Raw genomic sequence first — 24,814 nt, 5'->3', positions numbered from 1 at the left:
TCAAGCACCAGATCCGCTTGCCCGCCGTTCGCTCGGCTGCCTGCCGGCGCCGTGTACCGCCTCTGGCCCCGTGCCCGGCCACACCGCCCCCGGCCGTCCCTCATCGCCCCGTCCCCCCTGTTTGGAGCCCGAAATGTCAACCGACTGGACCGACCCGAAGTGGGACGAGTACCACGTCAGCCCCCGCTACCTGGCAGGCAGCAGCTACGCCGGCGACGCGGGCTTCGCCCCGGTCCAACGCCTGGGCTGGCCGCACCAGGTGGACGACCTGGGCAGCTACATCGTCAGCTCGCCGGACTCCCGCATCCAGATCGGGTTCTTCGGCGACGACTACGACCTGTGGCGCATCGCCGCCTACGAGCGCCCCCTGGAGGCGCCCGCGTGGACCGCTGTCTGCAACCAGAACTTCCCGCCCGAGATCGTGGCCGGTCTGACCAACGCCCTCGCGCAGGACTGGGCGTGGGACTCCGACCGCTTCCTGACCGCGCCGAGGACCGGCTACACGGAGGTGGGAAGGACGCTGAAGGCGGCAGGTTGGCAGCGCGACGGCGGAGCGGAGCTGGGCACCGTGGAACTCCTGGCGCCCGACAGGGAGGCCGGGCTGCTGCTCGATCCCCGCAGCAGCAACCGCGATCCGCTCTGGACCCTGTGGGCCGGGCCACCAGGGTGGGGCACCCGGGCGGAGGCGACCTTCACCAGCGGCACGCCGGTCCACCTGGTGGCCGCGACCGCAGCGGCGATGGCCGACCCCGCTCCCGTCGTGCGTGAACGCCACATGATCCACGCGGAGGTCGTCCACCTGGTCCGCCTCACCCCGGTCGCGCCGCTCCAGCCCTCGGTCCCTAGGGCCCCGACTCCCCGTGACGCCCGGCAGGCAGCCGTCACCGCCGCCTTCCAGCGGGCCACGGTCGCACGCGCCCGCTCCACCGTGCGCCCCTCCAGTTCCGCCTCCACGGCTTGGGCGGCAGCGGCCAACCATCCTGCGGGCGCGGCGGCCGGCGCCGCGCGTCCGCGCCGATGATCGGGAGAAGCCGTGTCCACTCCCACCGCACTCGAACAGGCCGACGCGCTCATCGAGCAAACCTGGGGCCAACCGATAGCCACGCTAGTAGCCGCCTCAGTCCAACGGCCCGTGCAGGACGCGCTCCTGCGGTCGGCGATGCACATCCGCTCGGCGCTGGTCGTCACCGACAACGCCGTCGCCGTGTACCAGGACCGTTTGCACGCCCTCACTCGGCCCGGTCAGGTGCCGGTCTTCTACGACCTGGAGCGGATCACCAGCTCGGCAGCGGACCTGCGCGTCGCCCAGGCCGAGAGCCGTACCGCCCTGCAGGCCATCGGCCACGTGATCGAAGCGCGTACAGCCTCCGACACCCCAGACCGGGCGGCCCCGGCGGTCCGGCTGACCCAGGCCGCTGTCGCCCGCTCCGGGCACGCACCGCGTGCCCTGGGCCAGGCACCCGACCAGCCCGCCCCATCGGCCGCTGTCGGCCCGTCCGGGGCCAGGCTGAGGCCAGGCCGCTGACCGGTAAGGCGAGGTCCTCGTCGCGGTGGGCATCCCCGATACAGGAGCCCACCGCGCGGGCCAGCTCCTCCAACGTCAGCTCGACGCGACGCCCGTCGGCGATCCGGCGCTCCACCACTGCCACCTCGTGATCCCGTCCATCGGACTGGGCACCGACGGCCCACTGCCCGTCGGCGACCATCGCGATGTCTCCGACGGTCCACTGCCGCCCGGCCGCCCGGATCTTGCGCTCCAGCCCGGCTCCGTCCCAATGTCTGCTCGGCTCCGCCACGCGCCTGGCCCCCTCCGGCTCAGTGCGACCCAGCGCCGCAACCCCCGTACGACAACTGCGTCCGCTGATCCATTCCCGGGGTACCGGTCGTGCACCTCGGACGGTCGGTTCGCCCACGGCAGACGTCCTCCCCCGGGAAACGACTACGTACTTCGGCACACTGCATGCCAACGTACGGGTGTCGGGAAAAACCGCAGGTCAACGAAGGGAACGTCCAACCGTGAACACCCCCGCCGCCCTCCTGCCCGCCCTCGTCCGCCCCGCCGTGGAGGAGCGCTCCTGGCTCTCCTCGGACCACTGCGCGGGCCCCGTGCTCGACCTCCTCGACGCCCTCGGCTGGGCGATCGTCGCCACCCCGGAGGCGAACGTCCACATCACGAGTCCGGACGGTCGCGTCTACGTCGGCTGGCTCCCCGAAGACTCCGACGCCTGGAAGCGCGGCACCGTCTGGCAGGTCCGGGTCCAGCCCACCGAAGGCGACCCGTGGGTCCAGGAGTTCGGCCTCCACACCCCCTCCGAGGCCGTCGCCGGATTCCTCGCCGCGCTCATCGCGCGCCCCAGCCGCTGACTCCGTCTCGGCACCGATCTGCTCCTCAACCTGCACCCACCGCCCAGGAGAGCCCGACCATGCGCATGCTCTTGGCCACCCGGCCCGGCTACCGCCGCAAATGCACCTACGCCCGACGCTGCACCTGCTTCTACTTCCCCGGTCAGCACGGCCGCCGCACCAAGTCCGTCCGTCGCCGTGCCGCCCGTCGTGCCGAACAACGCCAGTGGCAGCGCGACATCGAATGACCGTGCACACCTGGGAGCCGTCCAACCCGGTTGCCCGATTTTTCCACCCCCGACCACGAGGGAATTCACCGTGCCATTCCGCGCCCCGCTCACCAACCACCATGCCGACGGCACCGCCTGCCCGGCCGAGCACAAGCACACCAGCTCCGGAAAGCCGCTCCACCCCGACTGCCCCGGCCGCGCCTACACCCAGGCCATCTGCTCCTGCGGCAACTGGCAGATGAAAGGACCACGGCAAGGGCTACGTCAACGAGAACCGCAAGCGGCACCTCGCCAGCCACCCCAAGGACTTCAAGGCCCTCCGCGACCTACTCCGTCTCGACGGCTCCTGACGCACCATCATCCCCGCCCGCTCATCCCTCCCGGAGGTTCCCATGCCCCACTACCTGACCGTCGGCCACCTGCTCAGCCAGCTCCAGGGCCTCGACCCCAACCTGCCGATCCGCCTCGCCATCAACCCCGATTTCCCGTTCACCCACTACGTGGGAGCCGAGGTCGTCGTCCGCGACGGCAGGGCGTTCATCGCCGACGACGGCCAGGAGGGCTACCTCCCGGCGGAGGTCAGCGACGCCTTCGCCTGGGCCTGACCCAGCCCCACCGACCTGCCCCGGAGGCCCCTATCTCACCGCGCCCCCTTCCCTCGCCCCTTCTCCCGCTGCTGGGCCTCGCGCTCCGGCCCATGCCGAACGGCGTGAGCGGCGCGCTCGTCCAGCGCGTCTCGGCCCAGCCGGACGGGCCGCTCGACGTCGCCTGGCTCGCCCTCGATGCCCCCAGACTCCCACTCGGCCGCGTCCGCCTGCACTGGGAGCCCGCCCCCATCGCAGGCTGGGACGTCACGGCCCACCTGGGCCTGGCCACCACCGAGGTGCACCTCGCCTCCTGGCCCGCCGCGCCGGACGACTGGCCGCGCCTGATCCGCCCGACCGTCCACGAGGTCCTCGGCCTCTGCGCCGCCCTCGCCGTCGCGACCGCCGCCCTCGACCTGTCGAACCGCCTCGCCCAGGTCTGACCGAATCCGCAGAAGGCCGCCCCACGCCGAACAGGCAGGGGCGGCCTTGCCGCATGTCCAGCCGCATGTTGCGTACGCTCATCACCGACGAACGAGGAGGACACGATGGCCGACGACCAGCAGCTCTGGGGGTATCCGGAGATCGCCGCTCACCTGGGCATCAGCGTCCGCGCCGCCCGCAGCCGCAAGAGCCGGGGCACCATACCTGACCCCGACGACACCAGCGTTCCGGACCGGCCGCGCTGGAGGCCCACCACCTTCCAGGACTGGCGACCCCTCGGACGAGGATTCCGCAGCGACCTGCACGGCACCGCTGCTCGCGGGATCGAGCCGACCGGCTGACCAGCAGTCATGCCCGCCCCTATTCTGCGTTCATGACGTCCGAATCGCCGATGCCGTCCCCTCCGTTCCCTTCGCCTGACAACGCCGCGCTCCGGGTGATCGTCGGCAACGCCATCGCATCAGTCCAGAACGGCGAAGCCTCGGTGCAGGACGCGATCCTGCACGCTGCCGTTCACGGCTGGTACGAGGGCCATATCCAGGGCGAGGACCAGTGCCCCGGCTGCGACTTTCGAGGCGCACTACCCAAAGGCGACAACCGCGGTTGACCACTGAATTGCCGAGAGGCGGCTGCCGACATGTCGGTGTGACTGTGCAGTCGAAGTGGCGGATCTGAGCACTCTTGTTGGCGGAGGCGCGGATGGAGGGGCCGGTGTCCGCCTCGGTTGGCGGCTCCGCGCCTAGGACGACCGGACTCGACCGTTTCCGATCAACTAAGTGCGCTATCTGTGCATATTTTGGTCGTCTTGCGGTGTGTGAGTGCGTCTCGCCGGATTGGTGCGGTTGTTCGCACCCGTGAAGGTTGTGTGTGTGCCATGGTTGCCGTGACGGACATGTGCACTAAGTTCCCTGTCGTGTAGGTGAGTTGACGTGCCGGTCTCGTATGCCCGGTTTGCCTGCCGCTGTCCCGGGGTGTGGCCGTCGCAGTAACGCGCCGCGGCGGTCGCAGGGAGGCCATCGGTCTCCCTGCCGCCGGGGTGCGCAGATGAGGGGGGAGACCTTCATGTTCTCGACCACCCGATCCCGTCCACCGATCGCCCGCGGTGCCTCGCGCTTAGTGGCGCTGGCCTCCGCCGGGTCCCTGGCCCTGGTCGGCCTGGTGGCGCTGGCCGCCCCGGCGCAGGCGTCCACCGGGGTGTGCGGCGCCCCGGTCGCCTCCGGTGCCACGACCACCATCACCTGTACGGCAGGGGGCGCCGGCAGCGTCACCGTGCCGGCCGACGTCACCGGCGCAGCGGTCACCCTGCAAGGTGCCGGCGGCGGGGCCTGGGGCAGCGTGCCCGGAGGCAAGGGCGCGCTGGTGACCGCGAGCCTGGCCGTCACCGCCGGGCAGGTCCTCGACGTCAACGTCGGATCCCAGGGCCAAAACGGTGTAGCCGGGGCCAGCTATATCGCCCCCGCACAGGGTGGCGGCCTGGTCGATGTGACGACGTCGACCGGCACTGCCCTGCTGACCGCCGGATCCGGCGGCGGCGCCAGCGAGCCCTCGGGCGGACCGCTTCCGCAGGCCGGCAATCCCGGTGGCGACAGCGGCAGCGCGGGGACCGCCGGCACCGCAGCCGCCGGGGCCGGTGGCGGCGGCGCGGGCGGCGCCGGTACCGCGACCGCGGGCGGCGCGGGCGGTGCGGGCGGCAGCGGCCTGGGCCCGGGTGCCTCGGGCAGCGCCGGGTCCTTCCCCAACGCCGCAGGCGGCACTCTCACCGGCAACACCTACGTCCCGGCCGGGGTCGGGGGGTACGGAGGCGCCGGCTACGGCTCCGGCGGAGCCGGCGGCGGGGGCGCGGCCGACTACGACGGAAGCTCCATAGTCGGGGGAGGCGGCGGCAGCGGCGGCGGCGGTTCCAGCCTGACCACCAGCACCTACCCCGGGGCCACCTCGACCCTGACCGACGGCTACAACGCGGGCGACGGCTCCATCGTGTTCACCTTCACCCAGGACGCGCCCACCGTCACCGCCGTCAGCCCGACAACCGGCCCGGCAGCCGGGGGCACGGTGGTGACTGTCACCGGCACGAACTTCACCGGCGAAACCTCGGTCACCTTCGGCGCGGGCAACCCGGCCACAGCCGTGACGTGCACCGACACCACCTGCACCGCCACCGCCCCCGCCGGAACCCCCGGCACTGTGGACGTGCAGGTCACCACCCCCGGCGGGACCAGCGCCACCAGCAGCGCCGACCAGTACACCTACATCGCCGCACCCGCGGTGATCGCCGTCAGTCCCGGTGCCGGTCCGCTCGCGGGCGGCACCACCGTCACGATCACCGGCACCGGCCTGGCCGGCGCGACCGCTGTGACCTTCGGGGCCGGGAACCCGGCCACAGCCGTGACCTGCACCGCCACCACTTGCACCGCCACCGCCCCTGCCGAGAGCGCCGGAACCGTGGACGTGCAGGTCACCACCCCCGGCGGGACCAGCGCCACCAGCAGCGCCGACCAGTACACCTACACCGCCGCACCCACCGTCACCGCCGTCAGCCCCTCGTCCGGCCCGGCCGGCGGCGGCACCACGGTCACCGTCACCGGCACCAACCTCGCCGGCGTCACCGCGATCAACTTCGGGACCGGGAACCCGGCCACCGCCGTGTCCTGCACCGCCACCACCTGCACCGCCACCACCCCCGCCGGTTCGGCGGGGACGGTTGATGTCCAGGTCACCGCTCCGGGCGGGACCAGTGCAACCAGCAGCGCCGACCAGTACACCTACGTCGCCGCACCCGTGGTGATCGCCGTCAGTCCCGGTGCCGGTCCGCTCGCGGGCGGCACCACCGTCACGATCACCGGCACCGGCCTGGCCGGCGCGACCGCTGTGACCTTCGGCGCGGGCCACCCGGCCACCGCCGTCTCGTGCACCGCCACCACCTGCACCGCCACCACCCCCGCCGAGAGCGCCGGAACCGTGGACGTGCGGGTCACCACGGTCGGCGGAACCAGCGCCACCAGCAGCGCCGACCGCTACACCTACGTTGCCGCACCCACGGTGACCTCGGTCAGCCCCGCCACCGGCACCACCGCCGGCGGCACCACCGTCACGATCACCGGCACCAACCTGACCGGCGCCACCGCGCTCACCTTCGGCAGCACCAACGCCACCAGCTTCACCTGCGCGACAGCCACCACGTGCACCGCCACCACCCCGCCCGGCACCGCCGGAACCGTGGACGTGCGGGTCACCACGGTCGGCGGAACCAGCGCCACCAGCAGCGCCGACCACTACACCTACGTCACCCCCTTCACCTTCACCGGATTCCTGCTGCCCGTGCTGAACCCGCCCTTCCTGAATCCCCGGGTCGCGGGCCTGCCCGTACCGGTCCCGTTCAGCCTGCACGGCAACAAGGGTCTGGGCGTCACCGCCGCCGGATCCCCCACCAGCCAGCCCGTCAACTGCGCCACCCACGCCCCCACCGGCACCCCCACCGCCACCACCCTCACCTACATCCCCCTGCTCGGGATCTACACCTACAACTGGAAGACCCCCACCACCTACCACGGCACCTGCCAGCAGTTCACCCTCACCCTGACCGACCGCAGCACCCACACCGCCTACTTCGCCTTCTAACCCACCACCCCCGCCAGACACGGGCTACATCAGCAACCCAGCCCCGGTTCCTTCGCCACCAGCGAAGGAGCCGGGGCCTCCTGCTGCCACACACATCCCGACCTGTTTGGGGACCCCAGGTGCTGAGCACACGTACCGCCAAAACAAGTGCTCATCCGCCATTTCGAATGCTCAGTCACAGTCGGCAGCCGCCTCTCGGCATTGGTACTTCACTCCCCTATACCGGTGGAGATCCCTTATTCCGCTGTGCTGTATCCCTCGCGCATCCCTGTGCCTCCTCTGCTCGTCCCACTCAGCAGTAGCGGCTAGCAGAGCCCGGAGAGAAGATTAGATGCATGGCTGAGTTTCGGATCGGCGACCGCGTCTTCCGCACCAAGGGTGAAGCACTTGAGGCCGTCCAGGCCCTGCGGAACCGCTACACCGTGGGCGGGAGGGTCAACCGGCCGGAGGACGACGCGTTTCTTCGAGATCTGCTCGATCTGCACGATTTTGCCGCTGCCAAGATCGGCTGCGGAGTGGACCACTTCATCATCGATGACCCCTACCTGGGAAAGTCGTCGGGCTTCCGCATCATCCGCACTGACGGCTCGGATATGGACTTCTCCTTCCGTCATATCATCTACCCGAAGAAGGCCCGCACGGAGGTCTTGGGCGCACTGCGTGCCGAGATCAACGACATCACCAGCAGTTACTTTGAGAGCCGTAGGCAGGAGGGCACTCTCATCTCGGACAAGTCGGGCGACGCCCTCGACCCTGAGCACTGCCGGGTCAGCCACCACTTTCGCGGCCCGCGCTTTGTCGAAATCGCGGCCGAGTTCATCGGCCCAGATGGCAACTGGGAGTCAGTCGCGATCACGTCCTCAGATGAGGAGGGCGTCGCCCTCCTCGCTGACCCCGAGGTACGTCAGCGGTGGCGAGAACACTACAGCGGGCGCAAGGTACTCGCGCTGCTCGCCGAGGACGAACACAAGCAACTCGGCTCGGGGCGCAGAACCTCTCGTCCGTGAACCAGGAGAGACCGCGCCCTTGGCGAGCCCGATGCTGATCCCCCGAAACCTGCCTCTCAAAGGCTGCGTGGCCAGTAACCTCCTTTGGTGACCGATGAGATGCCCCCCGGCCTGTTCTTCGTCCCCGTCGCGCCGGCCATGGTGCCGCCCCCGAGGACGTTGCCGTCGGGGCTTGTGCTTCCCGATCTGTCCTGGGCTGCGATGCGCTTGGGGCTGGTGTGGGCCGGCGACGATTGGTTGAAGACCGCCGTCAGCGCGTACTTGTCGGCCAGCGAGTACTTCGGTGTAGTGGCACAGGCGAAGGGCTTCGACTTCGAGCCGCAGGTGTGGATCGAGACGCTGCTTCGCATGTATCCGGCGGAGTCGTATCTCTTCCACCTCGCGAGGCTGAACCGCACCGCACGCTCGGCTGAACATGTCTCGGTGCTTCAGCAGCGCTTCCTGCAGCGGCTGCAGCCCGGCCTGCGCCTCACTGTCGAGACGGTGCTCGGCGGCATTACGGGCGGACCGACGCGTTGGTTCCTCGCACGCCAGCCGGTGCTGCGTGCGATGCATTTGGCGCTGACCACTCCGATTCCCAATCAGGACCCGGATCCCCGAGTCGCGCACTACCTTCAAGGCATCGACCCGGAGTCTGCGGCGATCGTGCTGGTCCACCTGGCAGCGGACACCTTGAGCGAGTCGCGCCCCGCCAACGAACCGCAGCTCGGCGGCACCGACGAGTCCTTCGCCATGGAGATGGTCTGCAACCACATCTTCAACGAGCCGCATGACGCCGGAGCGATGTTCGCCCGGGCTTGGGCAATGTGGACCCGGCACGGCGCTGAACTGGTCAACACCCCATTGGGCAAGAGCGCGGTGGACTTGCTCACAGAGGCCACCGACGGGTTGACGCTGGCGGAGGTGCTCGCGGTGGGCTTCGCCTACTGGGTAGCCACGGTGTCGGACCGCGTCGACGGGCCCGTCCGGATCAACGCGTTCGCCATGGTCAAGCTGGCTCGGGAGAAGGTGGAGCTGTTTCTGGACCGGTTCGCGACCGACGTCGCCGAGCTCCGGGCGGGGCTGGCGGCGAACCCGGCGCCGTGGCAGATGCTGCCGCTGCAGCGCCGTCCGCTGCTGCGGCTCGGGGATGAGATCATCGTCCTCGACGAGCCGTTCCTGCTGGAGGCGATCACCGACGGCCTGTACTGGCGGGTGTTCGACCACCTCGACATGGTCAGCAAGGCGGTGCGCGATCAGTGGGCAGGCGAGTACGGGAAGCATGTGATCGAGCCGTTCGCTGAGGAACTCGTACAGGAGATCGCGCCGGTCATCATCGGCGGCCCGCGCCCGTACTTCACCGAAGAGGACATCAAGTCCGCCTATACGGTGAAGAAGGGTGTGACCCCTCCGAACACCGATGCCGGTGTCGAGTTCCCCGATGCCACCGTGCTGTTCGAGATCGTCAAGAAGCCGATGAGTCTGCCGACCAGGGAGGGCAACGTCGGCACATTCAAGAAGGACGTGGAGGCGGCGGTCATCAAGAAGGCCAGCCAACTGGACACGGTCGCCGCGTTCATGCTGTGGGACCCACAGCCGGTCGGGTCGCCGCTGTCCGCGCCAGCCACGAAGGTGTTCCCGATCGTGGTCGCCGGCAACCACTTCCCGCTCAACCCGGTCACCTGGACCTACATCCAGGATGAGCTGAACCGCCTGGGCATGCTGCAGCAGCAGCAGGTCCAGCGGCTGTCCATCGTCGACTTGGACGAACTGGAGGTGTTCGGGTCACTGGCTCGCGCGGGCGACCTGCTGCCGGAGGTCCTGGCCGACTGGCACGGCGGCGACTTCGGCAAGGGGTCGTTCTCGCCCTACGTGTGGAAGAACTACGGCGGGCAGGCGCTTCGCCGACCAGTACGGACAGAGAAGAACCTGGCCGAGGCGTGGGCCGCGATCCTCCCGCTGCTGGTGATCTCGAGGGATTAGCCGCGTGTCAATCCCCTCGAAGCGTAGATGCCTTCCTTATGCGGCCTGATCCCCGGCGGCTCCGCTATGCCGACGGCGTGGGTTGTAGAAGCCCGTGATCCAGGTAGCGATCTTCAGCCGGGCCTCGGTCCAGGCCGCGACGTGGCGGCTGTCTGCGCCATCGTGCAACTGAGCCGCTGGACCACACGTCAGAACTCGCTGACGGTGTTGCATCGACTACGGCCTCCAGATCGGGTCGGCGCGGCGCATGGCCAGAAAGTCGGCCCAGTCCCGTTTTCCGCGCTTCGCCCAGTGGACTGCGGTGTTGATGTGCAGGTCCAGTAGCGAGCTGACAATCGGGGCGGGGAGGTCCTGGGCCAGGGCGAGCACGGCACTGTTGCGTGAGGGGCGGACATCGATGCCGTGGTCCGACAGGCGCTGGCGGAGCCTGTGCGCGGAGGTGGGACGTCCCGGGAGCGCGCCGGGGAACATCCATGCCTGTTCGACTGGGGTGGTGGTGTGCTGGGACAGGGACCTTGGTCGTCTCTGAGATTGAGCAGCAAGGAGCTGCTCGACGGCGGGTGGCAGGACGACGGGGTCTTCTCCGAGGGCGACAGATGCTTGGTCGCCGCTGCGGAGGACGTCACCGTGGGTCAGGCGGGCGATGCGGGTGAGTTTGGCGCCATACAGCAGCAGGAGCGCTCCGGCGGCCCGTACGTCGGTGGGCATGGTGGTGTCGTGGACGCACCGGTAGAGCAGTGCGACGTGGTGGTCCTCGTCGAGGAAGTTGACCGGCTCGCCTTCTGGCATCGCGGGGACGGTCAGTTCCTGGCTGAGGCCGCAGCGCCGGGTCCATCGCAGGAAGTCGATCAGTCGCAATCGCGTGGTCGTCCCGGCAGTCAGCCAGCGGTCGACATCATGCTGTGTTGCCTGCTCCAGAGCGACGTCGTGTTCGTCGAGCCAGCGCAGGAAGGCGACCGCGCAGCGCACTCGCTCGCGGGCGAAGGTGACGCTGGAGTCGGTCAGCGCGCGGGTGCGGGCGTTCTGGCGGATTCGCCGTAGCACCACCCAGGTCGCGTAGGGCTGCAGGACGGCCCGGTGTCGGGGGTCCATTTCCTCCAGGAGTCGGTGCATCCAGGCTTCGGTGCGGGCGATCAGTTCGTCGCGCTCGGGCAGGATGCCGTGGCTGACCAGGAGTTGGCGCAGGTGGACGGCTGCGGTGCGGCCGGGGAAGGTGTCGAGAAGTTCGTGGCTCAGCTCGGATCCGCCGGCCAGCAGCTGGCGCAGAAGTGCGGCACCGCTGTCTTCTCGGCGTAGCCAGTAGAGCACCGCCTCGGGGTGCTCGGAGCGTTCCAGGTCGGCGACCAGCGGGGCCAGCAGCTCGGTGTCGCCGAAGTGTCGGTGCAGTTCGGTTCCGAACAGGCAGCGGGCGCAGGAGCCCTGGCGGCCGATGTCGCCGCCTCCGCACTGTGGGCAGATGTAGCGCCGGTTCACTCCGGCGCAGGGGCCGCAACAGGGTTGGCTCTGGGCGCTGTGTCCGATCATCGGCTGGTGCTGACCGCAGCCGGGGCATTCCTTGGGGTTGGCTCGGATGTAGCTGTAGCAGGAGGGGCAGACCGGGCCAATGGGCCAGCGGGTCTTCACGTCCCGGATGCGCTCGCAGCGTGCGCAGGCGGCCTGGGGGCGCGGGGTGCAGGACAGGCACAGATAGCGGCCGGTTCGGACGCCTCGGCAGGATCGGACTTTGCCGCACTTGGAGCAGGGTTTGAGGGGTCCGTTGTAGCAGCTACTGCAGAGGTCAGGGCGTCCGTCAGCGGCGCGGATCACGATCTTCCGGACCTGGTTGCAGCCGCCGCAGTTCCTGGGGCGGCGTTCGTAGCAGTCCTTGCAGAGCGGCCCTGCCTCGCCATGGGCCTTGACCGGTCGCTCCTCGCCGCAGCTTGAGCAGGTTCTGCTGGGGCGTTCGTAGCAGTTGATGCACAGTGCGGAGCCGTCGGCTTGACGGGAAGTGACCGGTCTGGCTTGGCGGCAGCGGGCGCACTCCTCCCAGCTGGCCGGGTCTCGGCGGGCACAGCGTGGGCATACGGTTCCGTCCTCGGTGCGCGAGTGGGCTCGGCCCACCTCCCCGCAGCGACAGCAGGTGGAGGCGGAGCGTGTGTTTGCGCAGCGTTCGCAGATCCGGGATCTGTCCGGTCGGCGCCGCGGCAGAGCCTTGTGCTCGCCGCAGTCGGCGCAGGACGGCGCCACCACCCGCGGGACCCCTGCGGCTTCCAGTGCGGTCAGCAGCCGGAAGGCCGAAGCCGGCATCGTGGCCTCAGTCGCCGACCCCTGGATGCCGTGCTCACGCAGATGTCTGACCAGCGCGTGGACTGCTTGGCCGGGTGCCGCCTGGTGCACGGCTTGCGCGAGCACTGCGGCATCGACGCCCGGGAGTTGGTGGGCCAGCAGCTCGGTGGCCTCCTTCCGGGCCTGGTCGGCGTTCATGCGGGTCCTGGCCGGCGGATCGTGGTGCGGCGCGGCTCCGGGGCGGGCCCGGCCCGGTCGGGTCCGGTGCCGGTCTTGCGGACCTTCTCCTCGACAGCGACCACCTCGATCAGTTCCTCGACGCCGCACCCCAGCACGTCGCACAGCGCGACCAGCGTGTCCATGGACAGCCGCTGCGGCGGCTGGGTCACCAGTCGGAACACCTGTTCGCGTGACAGCCGGACCCCGCGCTCCGCCAGCAGGGGAACCAGGTCAGCTGTCTGGAACATCTCCTGCTGGGCCATCAACTTCCTTAGATTCCAATGGAATCCGGTCTTCCTGATCACGCCTTGGCCTCCCACAATCCGGCGTGCCGCGCTTGGAGCGCCCTCTGCACCAAACGAGTGCGGTAGTCGTCGGACACGCCGGTATACAGTGCGGTCGTCGAGGCGTAGAGATGGCCGACCTGCTCCTGGACGAACCTCTCGGGGTAGTCGAACTCCACCAGATGCGTGACATACGAATGCCTCAGGCAGTGCAGGTCCAGTTCCTCCGGTAAGCCCGCCAGCACCCGGGCGGTCTCGAACGCCTCGTCGAGGCGACGCAACGACAGCCGCCCGCGCCGGTCCGTCACCCAAAGTGCCGGATGCTGCGCGGGTGCGAACGCCGGGCGGACCTCCTCCAGGTAGCGCTCCAGCACCTCTACGATCCAGTCGAACTCCGGCACGGTCAGGACGGTGCGCCGCTTGGGCGGCCCGCCCTTCGACGCCTTGCCGTAGCGCACGAACAGCGCACCGATCCGCCCGTACTCTGCCGCTTTCGGATTGCGCCGCAGATCCGGCAGGTCCAGCCAGCACGCCTCCTGTCGGCGCAGCCCGAAGGCGTAGACCGTCTTCAACGTGACCGAGTCCCGAAGCGCCGCCATCGAGCCCTTGCGGCGTCGAGCCCGGATCTCCTCCACCCGACCGTCGGCCGCGTCGAACAACGCCTGGACCTCGTCGTACGTCAACGGCCGCCGCTCCGGCCGTCCCTCGTAGTCGCTTGAATGCGTGATCGTGTTCCACTCGTGCAGGATCTGCGCGGGCACCGCCCCGAACCGCTCATGGCAGCGCAGCGGCCACCCATAGCGGGCATCCGTCACGTAGTCGCAGAACAGCCGGAGCGCATTCTGATAGCTGCGGCCCGTCGAGACAGCGAAGCGCTCGCGCCGCGAACGGAGGTGATCGATGAACGCCTCCGCCTCCATCGGAGTCCACTGCCACGGGTACTCATTGGTGAACTCCGCGAACCGACGGATCAACCTCAGCCGGGGCTTGATCGTCTGTTCCCAGTCCAGGAAGCGGGCTCTTTGCTGCAACGTCCAGCCGTCAAGCATCGCCTCGAAGACCGCTGGTTCGGGGTCCAGATGCACGACGCCATCAGCCAGCACCAGGTGGGCAGCACCCGGTAGATCGACCGCTCGACTCATGTTGCATCCAACGCAACATCGTTGCATCTGGTTACGGCACCCCAAGGGGGAACCCGCCTGAGGGGATCAGCCTGACGCTGATCCCCTCAGAAAACCGCAGGCCAGAGCCCTTCTCCGGATACGCGGTATGTTGCACCCAATGCAATACCGCGCATTACCCCAGATAGATGCCGGCGAAGGCACCGTCGAAGCCGAGAGCAGCGAGTCCGTGCTCGACGCTGGGGTAGATCGTCCCGTCTGGGATGTCGATCAGGGCGTCGAAGTCGGCGCGGCTGATCTCGGGTTCGAGCCACTGGTTGCTGCACCGGCAGACGATCCAGACGTTGCGGCTGTGGTTGATGAGCAGCCAGTCGCGTCGGGCGCGGCAGGCCGTGCACATCGCGGGGACGCCGCGTAGCGAGAGCTCGGCTGGGTGGCGGAGACAGCGTGTTGCTCCGGGTCCGCTGGGCAGTTCGGTCTGGTACTCGAGTTGGAGCAGGGGGTCAGTTCCGGCGGGGAGGGCGGGCAGCACGGGTGTCGGCTCTGTGGGGCGGTTGGTGGTTCTGTGCACGAGCTTCTTCTCCCGGTCGGGGCTTCTGCTTCTATCCGTAACAGCCGGTGGAACCGGTTGTCCAGGGGGTTCGCGGGGTCCGGCAGGCTGGGGGCCAGCCTGCCGGACTGCCGGTCAGCGGCGCGGTGGGCGGTTGTGCGGGTCGGCACCGGTGGGGCGGGCCGGGGTCGGGGGTGCCGTTCGGGTGGTGGTGGTGCGGTTGGTCGCAGGGTTGGGCTGTCGGGTGGCGGTCAGCGGGCGGCGGGTCGCTTCGCTGGGCTGGGTGGGGAGTTGGGCGAGGCGGATCAGTCGCCAGACCAGGACGTCGTTGACGTTGTCGGCGGTGTCGAGTTCGCGCAGGTCGATGGCCTGCTGCAGGAGGGCCTTGGGGTCGTGGCCTGCCTGCTCCACCTGGGCGAGGGTGGCGGCCAGAGCCTCGGTCCTGGGCGAGCCCTCCGCCTGCGGCATGGCTTCCGGCAGGGCCGCACGGATGGTGGCCTCGTAGGTCCGGCGTTCGGCTGCGGGCAGGGCGCGGCCTTGGTCGCGCAGGGCCTGCATGGGTGTGGCGGCGGCCTGGCGGTAGGCGGCTCGCAGGTGCTGGGCGGTCTGCTGGGAGGCGGCGGCCTGCTGGGCGTGGCCACGTGCGGAGTGCCAGCGGGCGGCGGCGAGGGCGACCAGGACCAGGGTGGACAGGAGCATGGCGGTGGTGCCGCCGTCTTCGCCTCGGCCCAGTGCACTGCCGGCCTGGATGATGCCGCGGGCCGCCGAGCGGATCGCCCGGGTGTCGGCGCGTTCGGCTCGGACGTGGCTGCGGGTGGCGCGTTCGAAGGCGCGGGCGGCTGCGCCCAGCTCGGTGCGGGTGGCGGCCGGGGAGGTCTGGGCGACCGCGTCCAGGAGTTCGCCGAAGCCGACGAGGTGGGCTGCGGCTTCGTCGTCGTCGCTGTCGAGCACACTGGCGGCGTGCTCGGCGACTGCGGTGGCGCTGCGTCGCTCCCGGGCGGGCGGCGACCAGTCCGGTCGGCCGCTGGTGCCGGACGGGGGTGTCGTAGGGTCGGCTATCCCGTCGGCCAGGCGTTGGCGGATCTTGGGCAGGGACAGGTCGGGGGCCAGCTTGGAGCCTGGGAACCAGATCGGCTGGCCGTCGCGGTTGCGGTCGCCGGGGAGGGCGACGTTGTAGCCGGTGGCATCGCCGGAGGGGGCGTTGCGTATCCGGACGCGTAGGCCCGCCTCGCGCAGCCGGGTGAAGAACTCCTCTTCGGTGGCGGCTCCGGCCAGTGCCTGGCGGACGGCTTCGCGCAGCGTTTCGCGTGGTGGTTCGGTGCGTCCGGTGCGCTCGGCTTTGAAGCGCTCGGCGCTGGTGGGGGTCTTGGCTCCGGTGCCGTCGCCGGGCTTGAGGTGGCGCAGGCCCATCTCTTCTTCGATGCGGCGGCATTCGGCCTGGGCCTTCTTGAAGTCGTAGTTCATCCTGGGGCGGCGCAGGTCGCCTCGGACCATGGTGGCCAGGATGTGGATGTGGTCCTCGGCGTGGCGTACGGCGATCCAGCGGCAGCCGTCCGGGTCGCCCTCGGGGGCGAGGCTGACGGCGTGGACCAGGCGGCGGGCGACGGTGTTCCACTCGGCGTCGGTCAGGGTTCGGTCGCCGGGGTCGGTGCGGACCGAGCAGTGCCAGACATGTTCGGCCGGGGCCTTGGTGCCGGCCTGCTTGACGCGTAGGTCCAGGGCGGCGGCGAGCCGGGCCAGGGTGGCCTTGGGGTCGGGGTCGGGGCTGGTGTCGCGGCCGGGGTCGGGGGCGAAGCCGTCCCAACTGCCGACGAGGTGGGGGTCGGTGTGCTCGTCGCGCTTGCCGGGTCCGTACAGGTAGACCAGGAGACCGTGGGTGCGCGAGCCGCGTCGGATCTTGGGGACCATCAGAGTCGCTTCCTAACAAGGGTGTCGGAGGTGTTGTCGATGCGGGACAGGAGGGTGGTCAAGGACGTGATTGCGGTGTCGAGTTCGCCAGGGCGGGGCTGGCCTCCGGCGTTGTAGATGAAGGCGATCTGGTTGATGTTGTTGCCGACCCTGGCCAGGGCGGTTCGTAGGGCGGCCAGCTCGTCGATGGCGGCGTCGAGCTGCTCGTTGGTGTGCGCGGTGGTCGAACCGCGGGCGGCGGCGAGGCCGGCGGCGGCGAGGAAGCGGGCGACGGTGACGGCGCGCTGCTGGGCAGCGACGGTGATCTCGGCTTGCTCGATGTCGGACAGGCGGGTGGTGGTCTTGTGGGTGCGCTCGCTGGGGTTGCGGGTACGTCGGCGCGGCTTGCGGTCAGGGAAGGCTGGAGCGCTCGGGCTCGGCTGTTCGGGCTCGACTACTGCTGCTCCTCCTGCGAGTGGCGCCCCCTGGTGCCGCGAGTCCTGCTGGTCCCCGGGCGCCCTCGCTCGGGGACCAGCAGGACCTCCCCCGGCCTCTGGGGCGGGGGCAAGTGCGTACGACGGGCCGTAGGACCGTCGTACGCGACAACTTGCTCCGCCAGGAGCCGTCGTGGGGTCACACTGCTGTCCAGACGTGGTGACCCCCTGGTCGTTGGCGGTCACCGGCTCGCTTCCGGGTCGTGCTGGTGGACTTCGCGGACGACGTCCTCGATCCAGTCCATGGCCAGGACCGGGTGGTGCAGGGTCCAGGGGCGGCTGTGTCGGCGTCGTTGCACGGTCCAGGTGTCATCGGGCCCGGATTCGGCCCAGTAGAGGTGACCGCGCTGGTGCAGGACGGCCAGCCAGGAGTCGACCTCGGCTGGTGTTGCGGGGCGGGTGCGCATCGGGATGTTCTCCGGTTCTCTCGGGAGGCGTGGAGTGAGGGGGTCGAGGGCGGGTGACCGGCCGAGGTGTCCGGCTCGGTCACCCGCTTCGTGCTGCCCGGTCAGTTCCGGGCGGTGGTGACCGGCTGTCCGTGCTGCTCGCGGAGCTGGACCATCAGGGCGGTCAGCGTGTCGCTGGACAGCGGGATCTGCTGACCTCGGATCGCCTGGGCGACCACCTTGCGGGTGAGCTTGTCCTCGGCCCTGACCGCTGACCGGGCGATTTCCAGCAGCTCGTCGGTGTCCGGGTCAGCCCGCCGGTCACCGGTGACCGGCGTGCCGGGGCCGCTGACCGGCTGCGGAGTGATCGGCCGGGGGCTGTCCTGGTGGTCGGTGACCGGGTCGATGCCGACCGGGTGGTCAGTGACCGGCCGTGCGGTGTCCGGCTGTCCGGGCAGGTCAGCGGCCTGTCGCGGCAGCTCGTGGTGACCGGTGCCCGGGCCACTGGTACTGGTCGGGTCGCTGTCCCCGGTCAGTGACCGAGGCGTGGAGGTCTGCCTGTCCACGGACGGTCGGGGCAGGTCGGTCAGGGCGGTGGCCGGGTGACCGGGGCTGACCTGACCGGCCGGGGGCTGCTGCTGACCGGACCGGTCAGTGCGGGTGACCGCGACGCTCTCGGGTCGGTCAGCCTGACCGAGGTGACCGGCCTGGCCGAGGTCGCCTCGGTCACTGTCCTTGACCGGTCCGCGGGCGATGAGGATGTAGAGGTGGACCGCTCCGGCCAGGGCGAGCGGAGCGATGGTGGACAGCACCGCGACCACCGTGTTGCCCAGCCGGAGACCAGCGGTCGCGGCGGCCTCCTGGTTGAGCCTGACCGCGTGCAGGGCGTTAGCCCAGATGCTGGCGGCGGTGGCCGTGCCGAAGAGCGCCCAAACGTAGAGCCGGGCGCGCAGGGGCGCGTCGCGCAAGACCATCAGGGCCCGGATGCCGTAGGCGATGAAGCCGTCGATCACCACCGGGAAGAGGTAGGTCAGGAAGCCCCGGACGTGGATGGCCACGGCCATCTGCTGCAGGGCGTCGTAGGACAGGGCGCAGCCTGCGCCGCCCAGGGCGATGACGACCGCGCGGTCCCAGCCGGTGACGGGAGCTGCTTCGGGCGTGCTCATGCCGCCGTCCCGAAGTCGGCGCGGTTCAGGGGTCCGCCGTCGGTCTCGGGGGTGGTGTGGTCGTCGTGGTCTGTTCCAGGTGTCGGTTGCGCAGGGCGCGGCGGGTCTCGCGATAGAGCTTCTGGGCGTGCTCCTCGGTGATCTTCAGGAGCCAGGCCAGGCGCTGCTCGCTGACGCCGTGGCGGTAGGCGGCGTGGACGACCGCGCGGCGCTCGGCCTTGGTGAGGTGAATGTCGCGCCCGGCAACGATGGCGCTGACGCGGCTGTAGTCCAGACGGTTGGCGAGGTTCTCGTGCAGCGGTTCGCGCTCCTCCTGGGTCATCCCACCCCGGATGCCGTGGGTGTCACTGCCTTCGAGGGCGGAGTCCAGGCAGTTCTGGCGGACCGGGCACTGGGCGCACAGTGCCTTCGCGGCGGTGATCTTGTCGGTCTCGTCCGGCTCGGGGAAGAAGATTTCGGGGTCCACCGGGTTGTACTCGGTGGGGTGGCAGACGGCGTCGTCCTGCCAGGTGTGGTCGCCGAGCGACCGGTGGTGGGCAGGGCTGATCGTCGTGGTGGTCATGCGAGGTGGCTCCGATCGCTCTCCGCGCGCAGGGGCGTCGGCGGGGAGGTGTGCTGGGTCGGGAGTGCGTGGGGCGGCGCGCTGGGGGCGCGGCCCGGCATGGCGGCCTGCGGTGGGTCAGGCAGCGGTGCGGTGGCGTCTGCGGTCGACCGGCTCGAACTCGACCCGGGTGGTCATCTCCACCAGGCGGGAGGCGACGCGGTCGCCGAGGTAGGCGCGTAGGTCGCTGATGCGCAGGTTGGTGGTGATCAGCGTGGGGAGCATGTGGGTGTACCGGCGGTTGATCAGCCGGTAGGTGATCTCCTCGGTCCAGTCGCTGGCCTTGGCCGCGCCCAGGTCGTCCAGGATCAGCAGCGGGCACCGGGCCACGGCTGCCAGCTCCCGCTCGCTGTCCGTGCCGGGGCGCGGGCGCAGCTCGGCGTACAGGTCGGCGGCCGTGGTCGCGCGCCAGCGCACCCCGAGCCCGCTCTGCACCAGGTGCCGGACCGCGCCGTACGCCTGGTACGTCTTGCCCGCGCCGACGACCCCGGCCATCAGCAGGCTCGGCCCGGTGGTGACCTGTCGCCGGGCTCCCACGCTGGGGGCGACCGCTGCCTCGGCGACGTCCCGGGCCCAGGCCAGGACCGTCGGGTGGTCGGCGACCGCGCCCTGGTAGCGCGGGGGCATCCCGGCGGACAGGAGGTCCAGCAGCGAGAAGGGCTCGTGCTCCTCGGCCAGCGCTGCGACAGTCGCCGGGTCGATGTTGCGGGCGGCCAGGATGCGGGCCATCCGGTCCAGGGTGCCCTCGCTGCCGAGGGTCTGCGGTTCGCGGGTACGGGTGCGCATCACAGCTCCTCGGCGTAGGCGGAGACTGCGTCGACCGGGTTGGTCCACGCCTGGTGAGGAGGCACGTTAGGGCGGATTCCCGGCCGCGCCAAACCGGCCGATCGTGCGTTCATGGCCTCGTTGACCATGCTGGTCAGCACGCTCGGGTGCTTGGGGTTCCCGGCGAAGTTCGCCAGCCCGGCCCGGATGTGCTCCGGGGTGATGCCCTCGCCCAGGAGCTTCTTGGTGATCCGCCCCAGGTGACCGATCACGTCGCTGGGCGGGCGCTCCTCGCAGGCGGCGACGTACTCGCCGACGAGTTGGTTCGCTGTGACGGTGGATGGGGGCGCCGTGCGCCCCGTAGGGAAAGAAGATCCAGGATCCAAGATCCTAGATCCAGGCGCCGAGCCCTCGGGGAGGCTTCGGGGAGGCTTCGGGTAAGCCTCGGCGAATGCCGTTTGACCTGCGGTTTTCCTGCCGGGCCGGTCAGGGGTGCCAACGATGCTCACGAGGGCGTCCTGCTGGACGGTCAGAGCCTCGCCTCGGGGGTCGCGAGGCGTCGCGGCGGGCGGAGCGGACCGATCGAGAGCTAGGGGAGTGTTCGGCGAAGCCTCGACGAGCCCTCGGATAGGGGTGGGCGACTCCTCGCCGGGCTGAGTGCAGGTGCCCTTGCAGGGGGCGCACCGCTCGGGCGCGCGGTGCCGGGTGCAGGCAGGCAAGCGGGACTGGCTCGGCTTGTCGATCTTCTGGTGCTCGGACCAGGTCACGATGTGCAGGTAGCGACGGCCGTCGCAGCCGGTGTACCGGCAGATGAGACCAGCGTCGGCGAGCTGCTGGAGGTCGTCCTCGACGTGGACCGAGGTGTGCTCGGCGCGCAGGGGCCAGAGCAGCCCGGCGATGATCGCGGCGTTGTCGCGGTGGCGGCCGTGGTCGTCGGACTGGGTGAGGAGGCCGAAGAAGGTCCGCTCGGCCGCGATGCTCACCTCGGCGAGCGATTCGGAGATGAACGCCTCCGGCTTGATGGTGCGGATCCGCGCCATGTCAGCGGCCCCGACCGGCAGCGGCGAGGTCGCTGCGGGTGAGGGTTGCGGTGGCGAGGTCGAAGGTGTGGGCCCGGTTCCAGTCCAGGCCCGGCCAGACCCGCAGGATCCACCGAGCCGCGACCCGGCTGGTCGTCCGGTTCAGGTCGATCGTCTCCCCGGCCGCATCCTTGGCGATCGCGTGCGGGTGGGGCCACTGCTGCGTCGGGTCGTTCAGGCTGACCCGGATGGTGGCCGCGCCGGGGATCATGTCGGCGAGCTGGGCCGCGAGGCGCTGCTGGCGGGCCGCGTCCGGGCAGGCCAGGGTTCCGCTCGGCATGGCGAGCATGCGATACTCCGTTGTTCGTAGGAGTGCGGTGCGGCGTTCTCGTGCAAAAGGCACGCCGCCCGCGAGATGTGAATCGGTGCCCTTGGGGGCGCTGGCCCGGCGTCCAGGAGTTGGTAGCTCCCGGGCGCCGGTCTCTTTTCCGGTCGCGGCTACGTCATCGATCCCCCTCTCGCGCCCCGCCGGCCTTCGCGGTGGGACCAGAACCATAGGGCCGCTCGGGGGCATACATCCACCCCGTTTACCCCAGCTGACCAGCAGAGACGGACTTTGGTGTGCATGTCAGCCGTGATCAACGTACACCAAAGTACGCCACGCGGGGAGACTAAAGTGCGCCCGGGGTCCACGAGCGCATCACAGACGCACTAGAGTGTGCATATCGCCGCACCCCGTTGGAGCATGCCTTGGGAGAGATCAAGTCCAGACTGAACCGCCTGTTCGAGACCCGTCAGCACCCGAGCGGTCGGCAGTTCACGAACCAGGAGGTGGCCGACCTCACGACCGAGACTGGCGACCCGTCGTCGGGCGTCAGCGCAAGCTTGATCCAGAAGCTGCGCAGCGGCGCCAAGGGGAATCCGACCGCAGGCACGCTCAAGGCCCTGGCGGCGGCTTTCCAGGTGCGGGCGAGCTACTTCATCGACGACGAGGCCGCCGAACCCGAGGGCGATTCGCCAGCCACCCGGCAAGACCTGGAGCAGCTGATCAAGGACGAGGATGTCCGAAACCTTGCCCTCCGCGCCGACGGCCTATCCAAGGCGACTCTCTCGGCTCTCGCCGGCTTCATCGAGCGAGCCCGATCCCTGGAGGGGCTCGAAGATGGACAGGCGGAGAGGCCGCCAGGGTCCTGACCCTCGGCCGCGATCATCTAATTCGCTATCAGATCAAGTTTCGATAACACGATTCATCACCGTAAGTGATCTATCGGCGTCACCGCGATAGACCCCTTCGAATCCCTGTGCTTCACTCCCTAACGCTCCGCAGTCGAACGACCACGAGTAATGGACCAGTTACAGCAGGTGATGTCTCGCTCACCTATGCTTTGGAATCCGAACCGAAGGGGCGCGGAAGGAATTTGGAGCGGGGAGTAGATTCATGCGGAGCTGGCAGAGGAAGGGTGGCCAGGCTAGCGGAGCGAGCAACGACTTCTCCGCCATTGCGGCAACCCTGGATATACCGGTCCCGTTCACTGCCGAGAAGCTGTGTGAGAGTATCGCTTCGGGGCGCGGCCGACCTATCCATATCCATGCAATAGAACACGAGGGCTCATCGAATAAGGCGCCGTGCGGCGCGTGGATCGCGCTGGATAAAGCGGATCACATCTTCGTGGAGAACGCGACGAGTCCGCTTCATCGCTCCCACATCATCCTTCACGAGCTGTGTCACATGCTGCTCGGGCACTCCTGCCTTCCGACTGATGAGCATGAGGCCCCAGCTGTGAGCGCCCAGCATCGCAGCCTCGCAGAAGTCCTCTCAGTCGAGGAGTGGGCCGGGTTCCCGATCAATCGGATCGTCAGTCTTCTCGGCCGCACGAGTTACACGCATGTCGACGAGCAAGCCGCCGAAGGACTCGCAGGAGTAATCGCCCGCCGGATTCGCCAGGCAGAGGAGGCAGCCCGGGGACCGGCTGACCCACTGTCAAATCATCTTCTGAACGCCCTGATCGAGTAGACGAACATGAACGTAATCGATCTGAGTGTGGGAATCGCCCTGTGGGCGATCACGATCTGGCGAGCGCCGGGGGCTTGGCGGAGCAAGGAGAAGCGGTCTTTGTGGGCAGCCTTCTTCGTACTTGCCCTAGAAATGTGCTTTGCTACGGATCCCGCTTCGCGGTGGCTCGACAGAACCGTCGGTGTCAACAGCTTCTCTGCGCTTCTTAAGCAGGCGGCTGCGGTTGCTGCTGCCGCTTTCGTGGTGGATTTTCTGGCTGTCGCAGCGGCGAGTTCACGACCGTCCACCACAGCGGTCCGCCGACGGATGATGCGTATCGGCGTCGTCGTCCCGACAGTCACGCTCGCGGTGATGGTCACACTGTTCGCTCTAGCCGACCGGCCGCACGAAGCCGTCGACCTGTTGACGACCTATCCGCACGACTCCGCGCTGCTGGCATACGTCCTCGCTTGGACGACGTACTTCGGCTGGGCCATGCTGACCGCTTCACGGCTCTCGTGGCAGTGGTCACGCAGGCCAGGGCCCGCGCTGCTGCGCCGGGGACTGCGGCTCATCTGCCTCGGCACAAGCATCGGCATCGTCTACGCGGCGCACCGGGCGTCCATGCTGATCTTCGCAAGGCTCGACGTCCACCCGGTGCCCGCGAAGGCGGACACCGCGTTGAACGGCCTCCTCGCTCTGGTTCCCCTGCTCCTGATCTCCGTCGGGAGCAGCATGCCGGCCTATCCCAAGGCCAGGACCGCGGTACTTCAATACCAGTCCCTGGTCAAGCTCTACTCGTTGTGGGACCACCTCAGCGAGGCTGCTCCGCAGATCCGCTACAGGCCCAGGCGGCATCGACTGCACGACGCCATGGACCTCCGCGGAGTCCGCGACCGCCTGTACCGGCGCACCATTGAGATCCGTGACGCCATGCTCATCCTGAACGGCAACGCGCCCGTCTCCGTGCGGTTGCGGGCGGCGGACCACGTCGAGGAAGCGGGACTGGTTGGCAAGGCAGCCGCCACAGCCGCCGACGCATGCTGGCTCCGGGCCACCCGCGAGGCGCACTCCGCGGGTCTCTCCCGAGCAGGTAGTCCCGAGGCACCGTCACTGGCTGGAGACGATCTCGACAGCGAGGCTCGTTTGATGCTGGAACTGTCCGACGCCTACTTCTCCGACCTCGCCATCACCTTCGCCCGAAACCATGTCGAGCGCCTCAGCGCCACCCGTTCTACCGTCTCTGGAGCCACCCCGTGACCTTCGCACCGCCACCGCCGCCTGCCTTCTCGGACTGCACCCCGGCGCAGAAGTCGGCCAAGATCATCACGGATATCCTCGCCCCGGCCAACCTGGTCATCGCACTCCTGCTCCTCGTCGGATGGCACAGCACTCGCTCATGGGCCGGACTCGGCTGGGGCCTTCTGGCCGCCCTCTTCTGCGGCATCATCCCCATCAGCATCGTGCTGCTCGGGGTCAAGCGCGGTGGGCTCACCGACAAGCACATCCGGGTCCGTCGCCAACGGGTCGTCCCTATGGCCCTCAGCCTGGTTTCTGTCGTAGTCGGCATCACCCTGCTCTACGTACTCGGCGCGCCGACGGACGTCTCCGCGCTGGTGGTCGCCATGCTCGTCGGCCTCGTTTCCTCCCTGCTCGTCACAGTCAAGTGGCAGATCTCGATCCACAACTCCGTGGCCGGCGGAACCGTCATGATCCTTCTACTGGTCTTCGGCCCCTGGATGCTCCCCGCGGCCCTGGGCGCAGCCGCCATCGGCTGGTCCCGCATAGTCCTCAAAGCTCACACGATCGCGCAGATCCTCGCCGGTACCGCGCTGGGAGGCGTCGCGGCACTCACCTTCGCCCTGCTGCGATAGAC

General features: G+C 69.4%; 27 protein-coding genes. 15 read left to right on the top strand and 12 right to left on the bottom strand.

The window, feature by feature from the left end:
• Positions 1-133 precede the first annotated feature (133 nt).
• The 11 genes from GXP74_RS02860 (at position 134) to GXP74_RS02810 (ending at position 10,188) form a co-directional block, all read left to right on the top strand.
• Complete coding sequence (locus GXP74_RS02860; RefSeq protein ID WP_182449830.1) at positions 134-1,021, top strand: DUF317 domain-containing protein; 888 nt, start codon at positions 134-136, stop codon at positions 1,019-1,021.
• A 111-nt stretch (positions 1,022-1,132) separates the two neighbouring features.
• A complete protein-coding gene (locus tag GXP74_RS02855) occupies positions 1,133-1,525 on the top strand; it encodes a hypothetical protein (protein ID WP_225447679.1) in 393 nt (130 codons plus the stop codon).
• A gap of 491 nt (positions 1,526-2,016) precedes the next feature.
• Positions 2,017-2,364: a DUF317 domain-containing protein gene (locus tag GXP74_RS02850; protein ID WP_182449828.1), complete on the top strand. Its 348-nt coding sequence runs from the start codon at positions 2,017-2,019 to the stop codon at positions 2,362-2,364.
• Positions 2,365-2,423: 59 nt separating this feature from the next.
• The gene (locus GXP74_RS02845) at positions 2,424-2,591 is read left to right on the top strand and encodes a hypothetical protein (RefSeq protein WP_182449827.1); all 168 of its coding nucleotides are present in this window, start codon (positions 2,424-2,426) and stop codon (positions 2,589-2,591) included.
• Between the two features lie 374 nt (positions 2,592-2,965).
• Positions 2,966-3,178 carry a hypothetical protein gene (locus GXP74_RS02840; protein WP_182449826.1) on the top strand — a complete coding sequence of 71 codons (213 nt, stop codon included), beginning with the start codon at positions 2,966-2,968 and terminating at the stop codon, positions 3,176-3,178.
• 92 nt (positions 3,179-3,270) lie between these two features.
• Positions 3,271-3,600: an esterase gene (locus GXP74_RS02835; RefSeq protein WP_182449825.1), complete on the top strand. Its 330-nt coding sequence runs from the start codon at positions 3,271-3,273 to the stop codon at positions 3,598-3,600.
• 105 nt (positions 3,601-3,705) lie between these two features.
• A complete protein-coding gene (locus GXP74_RS02830; protein ID WP_182449824.1) occupies positions 3,706-3,942 on the top strand; it encodes a sigma-70 region 4 domain-containing protein in 237 nt (78 codons plus the stop codon).
• A gap of 32 nt (positions 3,943-3,974) precedes the next feature.
• Entirely contained in the window at positions 3,975-4,208 is a 234-nt protein-coding gene (locus tag GXP74_RS02825) for a hypothetical protein (RefSeq protein ID WP_182449823.1), read from the top strand.
• A 455-nt stretch (positions 4,209-4,663) separates the two neighbouring features.
• Positions 4,664-7,219, top strand: a complete 2,556-nt coding sequence (locus GXP74_RS41760) for an IPT/TIG domain-containing protein (RefSeq protein ID WP_182449822.1) — start codon at positions 4,664-4,666, stop codon at positions 7,217-7,219.
• 335 nt (positions 7,220-7,554) lie between these two features.
• On the top strand, positions 7,555-8,226 hold the full coding sequence (locus GXP74_RS02815; protein WP_182449821.1) for a DCL family protein: 672 nt from the start codon (positions 7,555-7,557) through the stop codon (positions 8,224-8,226).
• An 87-nt stretch (positions 8,227-8,313) separates the two neighbouring features.
• Positions 8,314-10,188 (top strand): hypothetical protein, encoded by a 1,875-nt coding sequence (locus GXP74_RS02810; RefSeq protein WP_182449820.1) that lies wholly within the window; start codon positions 8,314-8,316, stop codon positions 10,186-10,188.
• A 216-nt stretch (positions 10,189-10,404) separates the two neighbouring features.
• Here GXP74_RS02810 and GXP74_RS02805 read toward each other — a convergent pair whose 3' ends face one another.
• The 12 genes from GXP74_RS02805 to GXP74_RS02750 all read right to left on the bottom strand — a co-directional run bounded on the left by GXP74_RS02805 (position 10,405) and on the right by GXP74_RS02750 (position 21,294).
• Positions 10,405-11,712, bottom strand: coding sequence for a hypothetical protein (locus GXP74_RS02805; protein ID WP_182449819.1), 1,308 nt, complete (start codon positions 11,710-11,712; stop codon positions 10,405-10,407).
• 935 nt (positions 11,713-12,647) lie between these two features.
• Positions 12,648-12,977, bottom strand: coding sequence for a helix-turn-helix transcriptional regulator (locus GXP74_RS02800; protein ID WP_182449818.1), 330 nt, complete (start codon positions 12,975-12,977; stop codon positions 12,648-12,650).
• Positions 12,974-14,098: a tyrosine-type recombinase/integrase gene (locus tag GXP74_RS02795; protein ID WP_182449817.1), complete on the bottom strand. Its 1,125-nt coding sequence runs from the start codon at positions 14,096-14,098 to the stop codon at positions 12,974-12,976. The genes GXP74_RS02800 and GXP74_RS02795 overlap by 4 nt, the downstream gene beginning before the upstream one ends.
• A 154-nt stretch (positions 14,099-14,252) precedes the next feature.
• Positions 14,253-14,648 carry a hypothetical protein gene (locus GXP74_RS02790; RefSeq protein WP_225447678.1) on the bottom strand — a complete coding sequence of 132 codons (396 nt, stop codon included), beginning with the start codon at positions 14,646-14,648 and terminating at the stop codon, positions 14,253-14,255.
• Between the two features lie 114 nt (positions 14,649-14,762).
• Entirely contained in the window at positions 14,763-16,535 is a 1,773-nt protein-coding gene (locus GXP74_RS02785; protein WP_182449816.1) for a mobilization protein, read from the bottom strand.
• Positions 16,535-17,194, bottom strand: coding sequence for a hypothetical protein (locus GXP74_RS02780; RefSeq protein ID WP_182449815.1), 660 nt, complete (start codon positions 17,192-17,194; stop codon positions 16,535-16,537). The genes GXP74_RS02785 and GXP74_RS02780 overlap by 1 nt, the downstream gene beginning before the upstream one ends.
• Positions 17,191-17,415: a hypothetical protein gene (locus GXP74_RS02775; protein WP_182449814.1), complete on the bottom strand. Its 225-nt coding sequence runs from the start codon at positions 17,413-17,415 to the stop codon at positions 17,191-17,193. Before GXP74_RS02775 ends, GXP74_RS02780 begins: the two co-directional genes overlap by 4 nt.
• Before the next feature lie 101 nt (positions 17,416-17,516).
• Entirely contained in the window at positions 17,517-18,560 is a 1,044-nt protein-coding gene (locus GXP74_RS02770; RefSeq protein ID WP_182449813.1) for a DUF2637 domain-containing protein, read from the bottom strand.
• Between the two features lie 25 nt (positions 18,561-18,585).
• A complete protein-coding gene (locus GXP74_RS02765; RefSeq protein ID WP_182449812.1) occupies positions 18,586-19,122 on the bottom strand; it encodes a WhiB family transcriptional regulator in 537 nt (178 codons plus the stop codon).
• Between the two features lie 117 nt (positions 19,123-19,239).
• Positions 19,240-19,947 (bottom strand): ATP-binding protein, encoded by a 708-nt coding sequence (locus GXP74_RS02760; RefSeq protein ID WP_182449811.1) that lies wholly within the window; start codon positions 19,945-19,947, stop codon positions 19,240-19,242.
• A complete protein-coding gene (locus GXP74_RS02755; RefSeq protein WP_182449810.1) occupies positions 19,947-20,966 on the bottom strand; it encodes a hypothetical protein in 1,020 nt (339 codons plus the stop codon). The genes GXP74_RS02760 and GXP74_RS02755 overlap by 1 nt, the downstream gene beginning before the upstream one ends.
• A 1-nt stretch (position 20,967) precedes the next feature.
• Positions 20,968-21,294, bottom strand: coding sequence for a transcriptional regulator (locus tag GXP74_RS02750; RefSeq protein WP_182449809.1), 327 nt, complete (start codon positions 21,292-21,294; stop codon positions 20,968-20,970).
• A 401-nt stretch (positions 21,295-21,695) separates the two neighbouring features.
• On the opposite strand from GXP74_RS02750, the gene GXP74_RS02745 reads away from it, so the two are divergent.
• The 4 genes from GXP74_RS02745 to GXP74_RS02730 all read left to right on the top strand — a co-directional run bounded on the left by GXP74_RS02745 (position 21,696) and on the right by GXP74_RS02730 (position 24,812).
• Positions 21,696-22,139 carry a helix-turn-helix domain-containing protein gene (locus GXP74_RS02745; protein ID WP_225447677.1) on the top strand — a complete coding sequence of 148 codons (444 nt, stop codon included), beginning with the start codon at positions 21,696-21,698 and terminating at the stop codon, positions 22,137-22,139.
• Positions 22,140-22,383: 244 nt separating this feature from the next.
• Complete coding sequence (locus tag GXP74_RS02740; protein ID WP_182449807.1) at positions 22,384-22,959, top strand: hypothetical protein; 576 nt, start codon at positions 22,384-22,386, stop codon at positions 22,957-22,959.
• Between the two features lie 6 nt (positions 22,960-22,965).
• Positions 22,966-24,198 carry an MAB_1171c family putative transporter gene (locus tag GXP74_RS02735; RefSeq protein WP_182449806.1) on the top strand — a complete coding sequence of 411 codons (1,233 nt, stop codon included), beginning with the start codon at positions 22,966-22,968 and terminating at the stop codon, positions 24,196-24,198.
• Entirely contained in the window at positions 24,195-24,812 is a 618-nt protein-coding gene (locus GXP74_RS02730) for a hypothetical protein (RefSeq protein ID WP_182449805.1), read from the top strand. Before GXP74_RS02735 ends, GXP74_RS02730 begins: the two co-directional genes overlap by 4 nt.
• Positions 24,813-24,814: the final 2 nt, after the last annotated feature.

Origin of the sequence: Streptacidiphilus sp. P02-A3a (assembly GCF_014084105.1) — a bacterium.
Classification (GTDB): Bacteria; Actinomycetota; Actinomycetes; order Streptomycetales; family Streptomycetaceae; genus Streptacidiphilus.
The sequence above is the reverse complement of the archived record's forward strand: the minus strand, read 5'-3'. Positions and strand labels throughout refer to the sequence as shown.

Coding starts and splice junctions, on each gene's coding strand:
- GXP74_RS02840 (WP_182449826.1), top strand. CDS start 2,966: ATGCCCCACTACCTGACCGTCGGCCACCTGCTCAGCCAGCTCCAGGGC.
- GXP74_RS02845 (WP_182449827.1), top strand. CDS start 2,424: ATGCGCATGCTCTTGGCCACCCGGCCCGGCTACCGCCGCAAATGCACC.
- GXP74_RS02735 (WP_182449806.1), top strand. CDS start 22,966: ATGAACGTAATCGATCTGAGTGTGGGAATCGCCCTGTGGGCGATCACG.
- GXP74_RS02760 (WP_182449811.1), bottom strand. CDS start 19,947: ATGCGCACCCGTACCCGCGAACCGCAGACCCTCGGCAGCGAGGGCACC.
- GXP74_RS41760 (WP_182449822.1), top strand. CDS start 4,664: ATGTTCTCGACCACCCGATCCCGTCCACCGATCGCCCGCGGTGCCTCG.
- GXP74_RS02755 (WP_182449810.1), bottom strand. CDS start 20,966: ATGGCGCGGATCCGCACCATCAAGCCGGAGGCGTTCATCTCCGAATCG.
- GXP74_RS02830 (WP_182449824.1), top strand. CDS start 3,706: ATGGCCGACGACCAGCAGCTCTGGGGGTATCCGGAGATCGCCGCTCAC.
- GXP74_RS02835 (WP_182449825.1), top strand. CDS start 3,271: ATGCCGAACGGCGTGAGCGGCGCGCTCGTCCAGCGCGTCTCGGCCCAG.
- GXP74_RS02750 (WP_182449809.1), bottom strand. CDS start 21,294: ATGCTCGCCATGCCGAGCGGAACCCTGGCCTGCCCGGACGCGGCCCGC.
- GXP74_RS02805 (WP_182449819.1), bottom strand. CDS start 11,712: ATGATCGGACACAGCGCCCAGAGCCAACCCTGTTGCGGCCCCTGCGCC.
- GXP74_RS02795 (WP_182449817.1), bottom strand. CDS start 14,098: ATGAGTCGAGCGGTCGATCTACCGGGTGCTGCCCACCTGGTGCTGGCT.
- GXP74_RS02770 (WP_182449813.1), bottom strand. CDS start 18,560: ATGAGCACGCCCGAAGCAGCTCCCGTCACCGGCTGGGACCGCGCGGTC.
- GXP74_RS02815 (WP_182449821.1), top strand. CDS start 7,555: ATGGCTGAGTTTCGGATCGGCGACCGCGTCTTCCGCACCAAGGGTGAA.
- GXP74_RS02825 (WP_182449823.1), top strand. CDS start 3,975: ATGACGTCCGAATCGCCGATGCCGTCCCCTCCGTTCCCTTCGCCTGAC.
- GXP74_RS02775 (WP_182449814.1), bottom strand. CDS start 17,415: ATGCGCACCCGCCCCGCAACACCAGCCGAGGTCGACTCCTGGCTGGCC.
- GXP74_RS02860 (WP_182449830.1), top strand. CDS start 134: ATGTCAACCGACTGGACCGACCCGAAGTGGGACGAGTACCACGTCAGC.
- GXP74_RS02765 (WP_182449812.1), bottom strand. CDS start 19,122: ATGACCACCACGACGATCAGCCCTGCCCACCACCGGTCGCTCGGCGAC.
- GXP74_RS02740 (WP_182449807.1), top strand. CDS start 22,384: ATGCGGAGCTGGCAGAGGAAGGGTGGCCAGGCTAGCGGAGCGAGCAAC.
- GXP74_RS02785 (WP_182449816.1), bottom strand. CDS start 16,535: ATGGTCCCCAAGATCCGACGCGGCTCGCGCACCCACGGTCTCCTGGTC.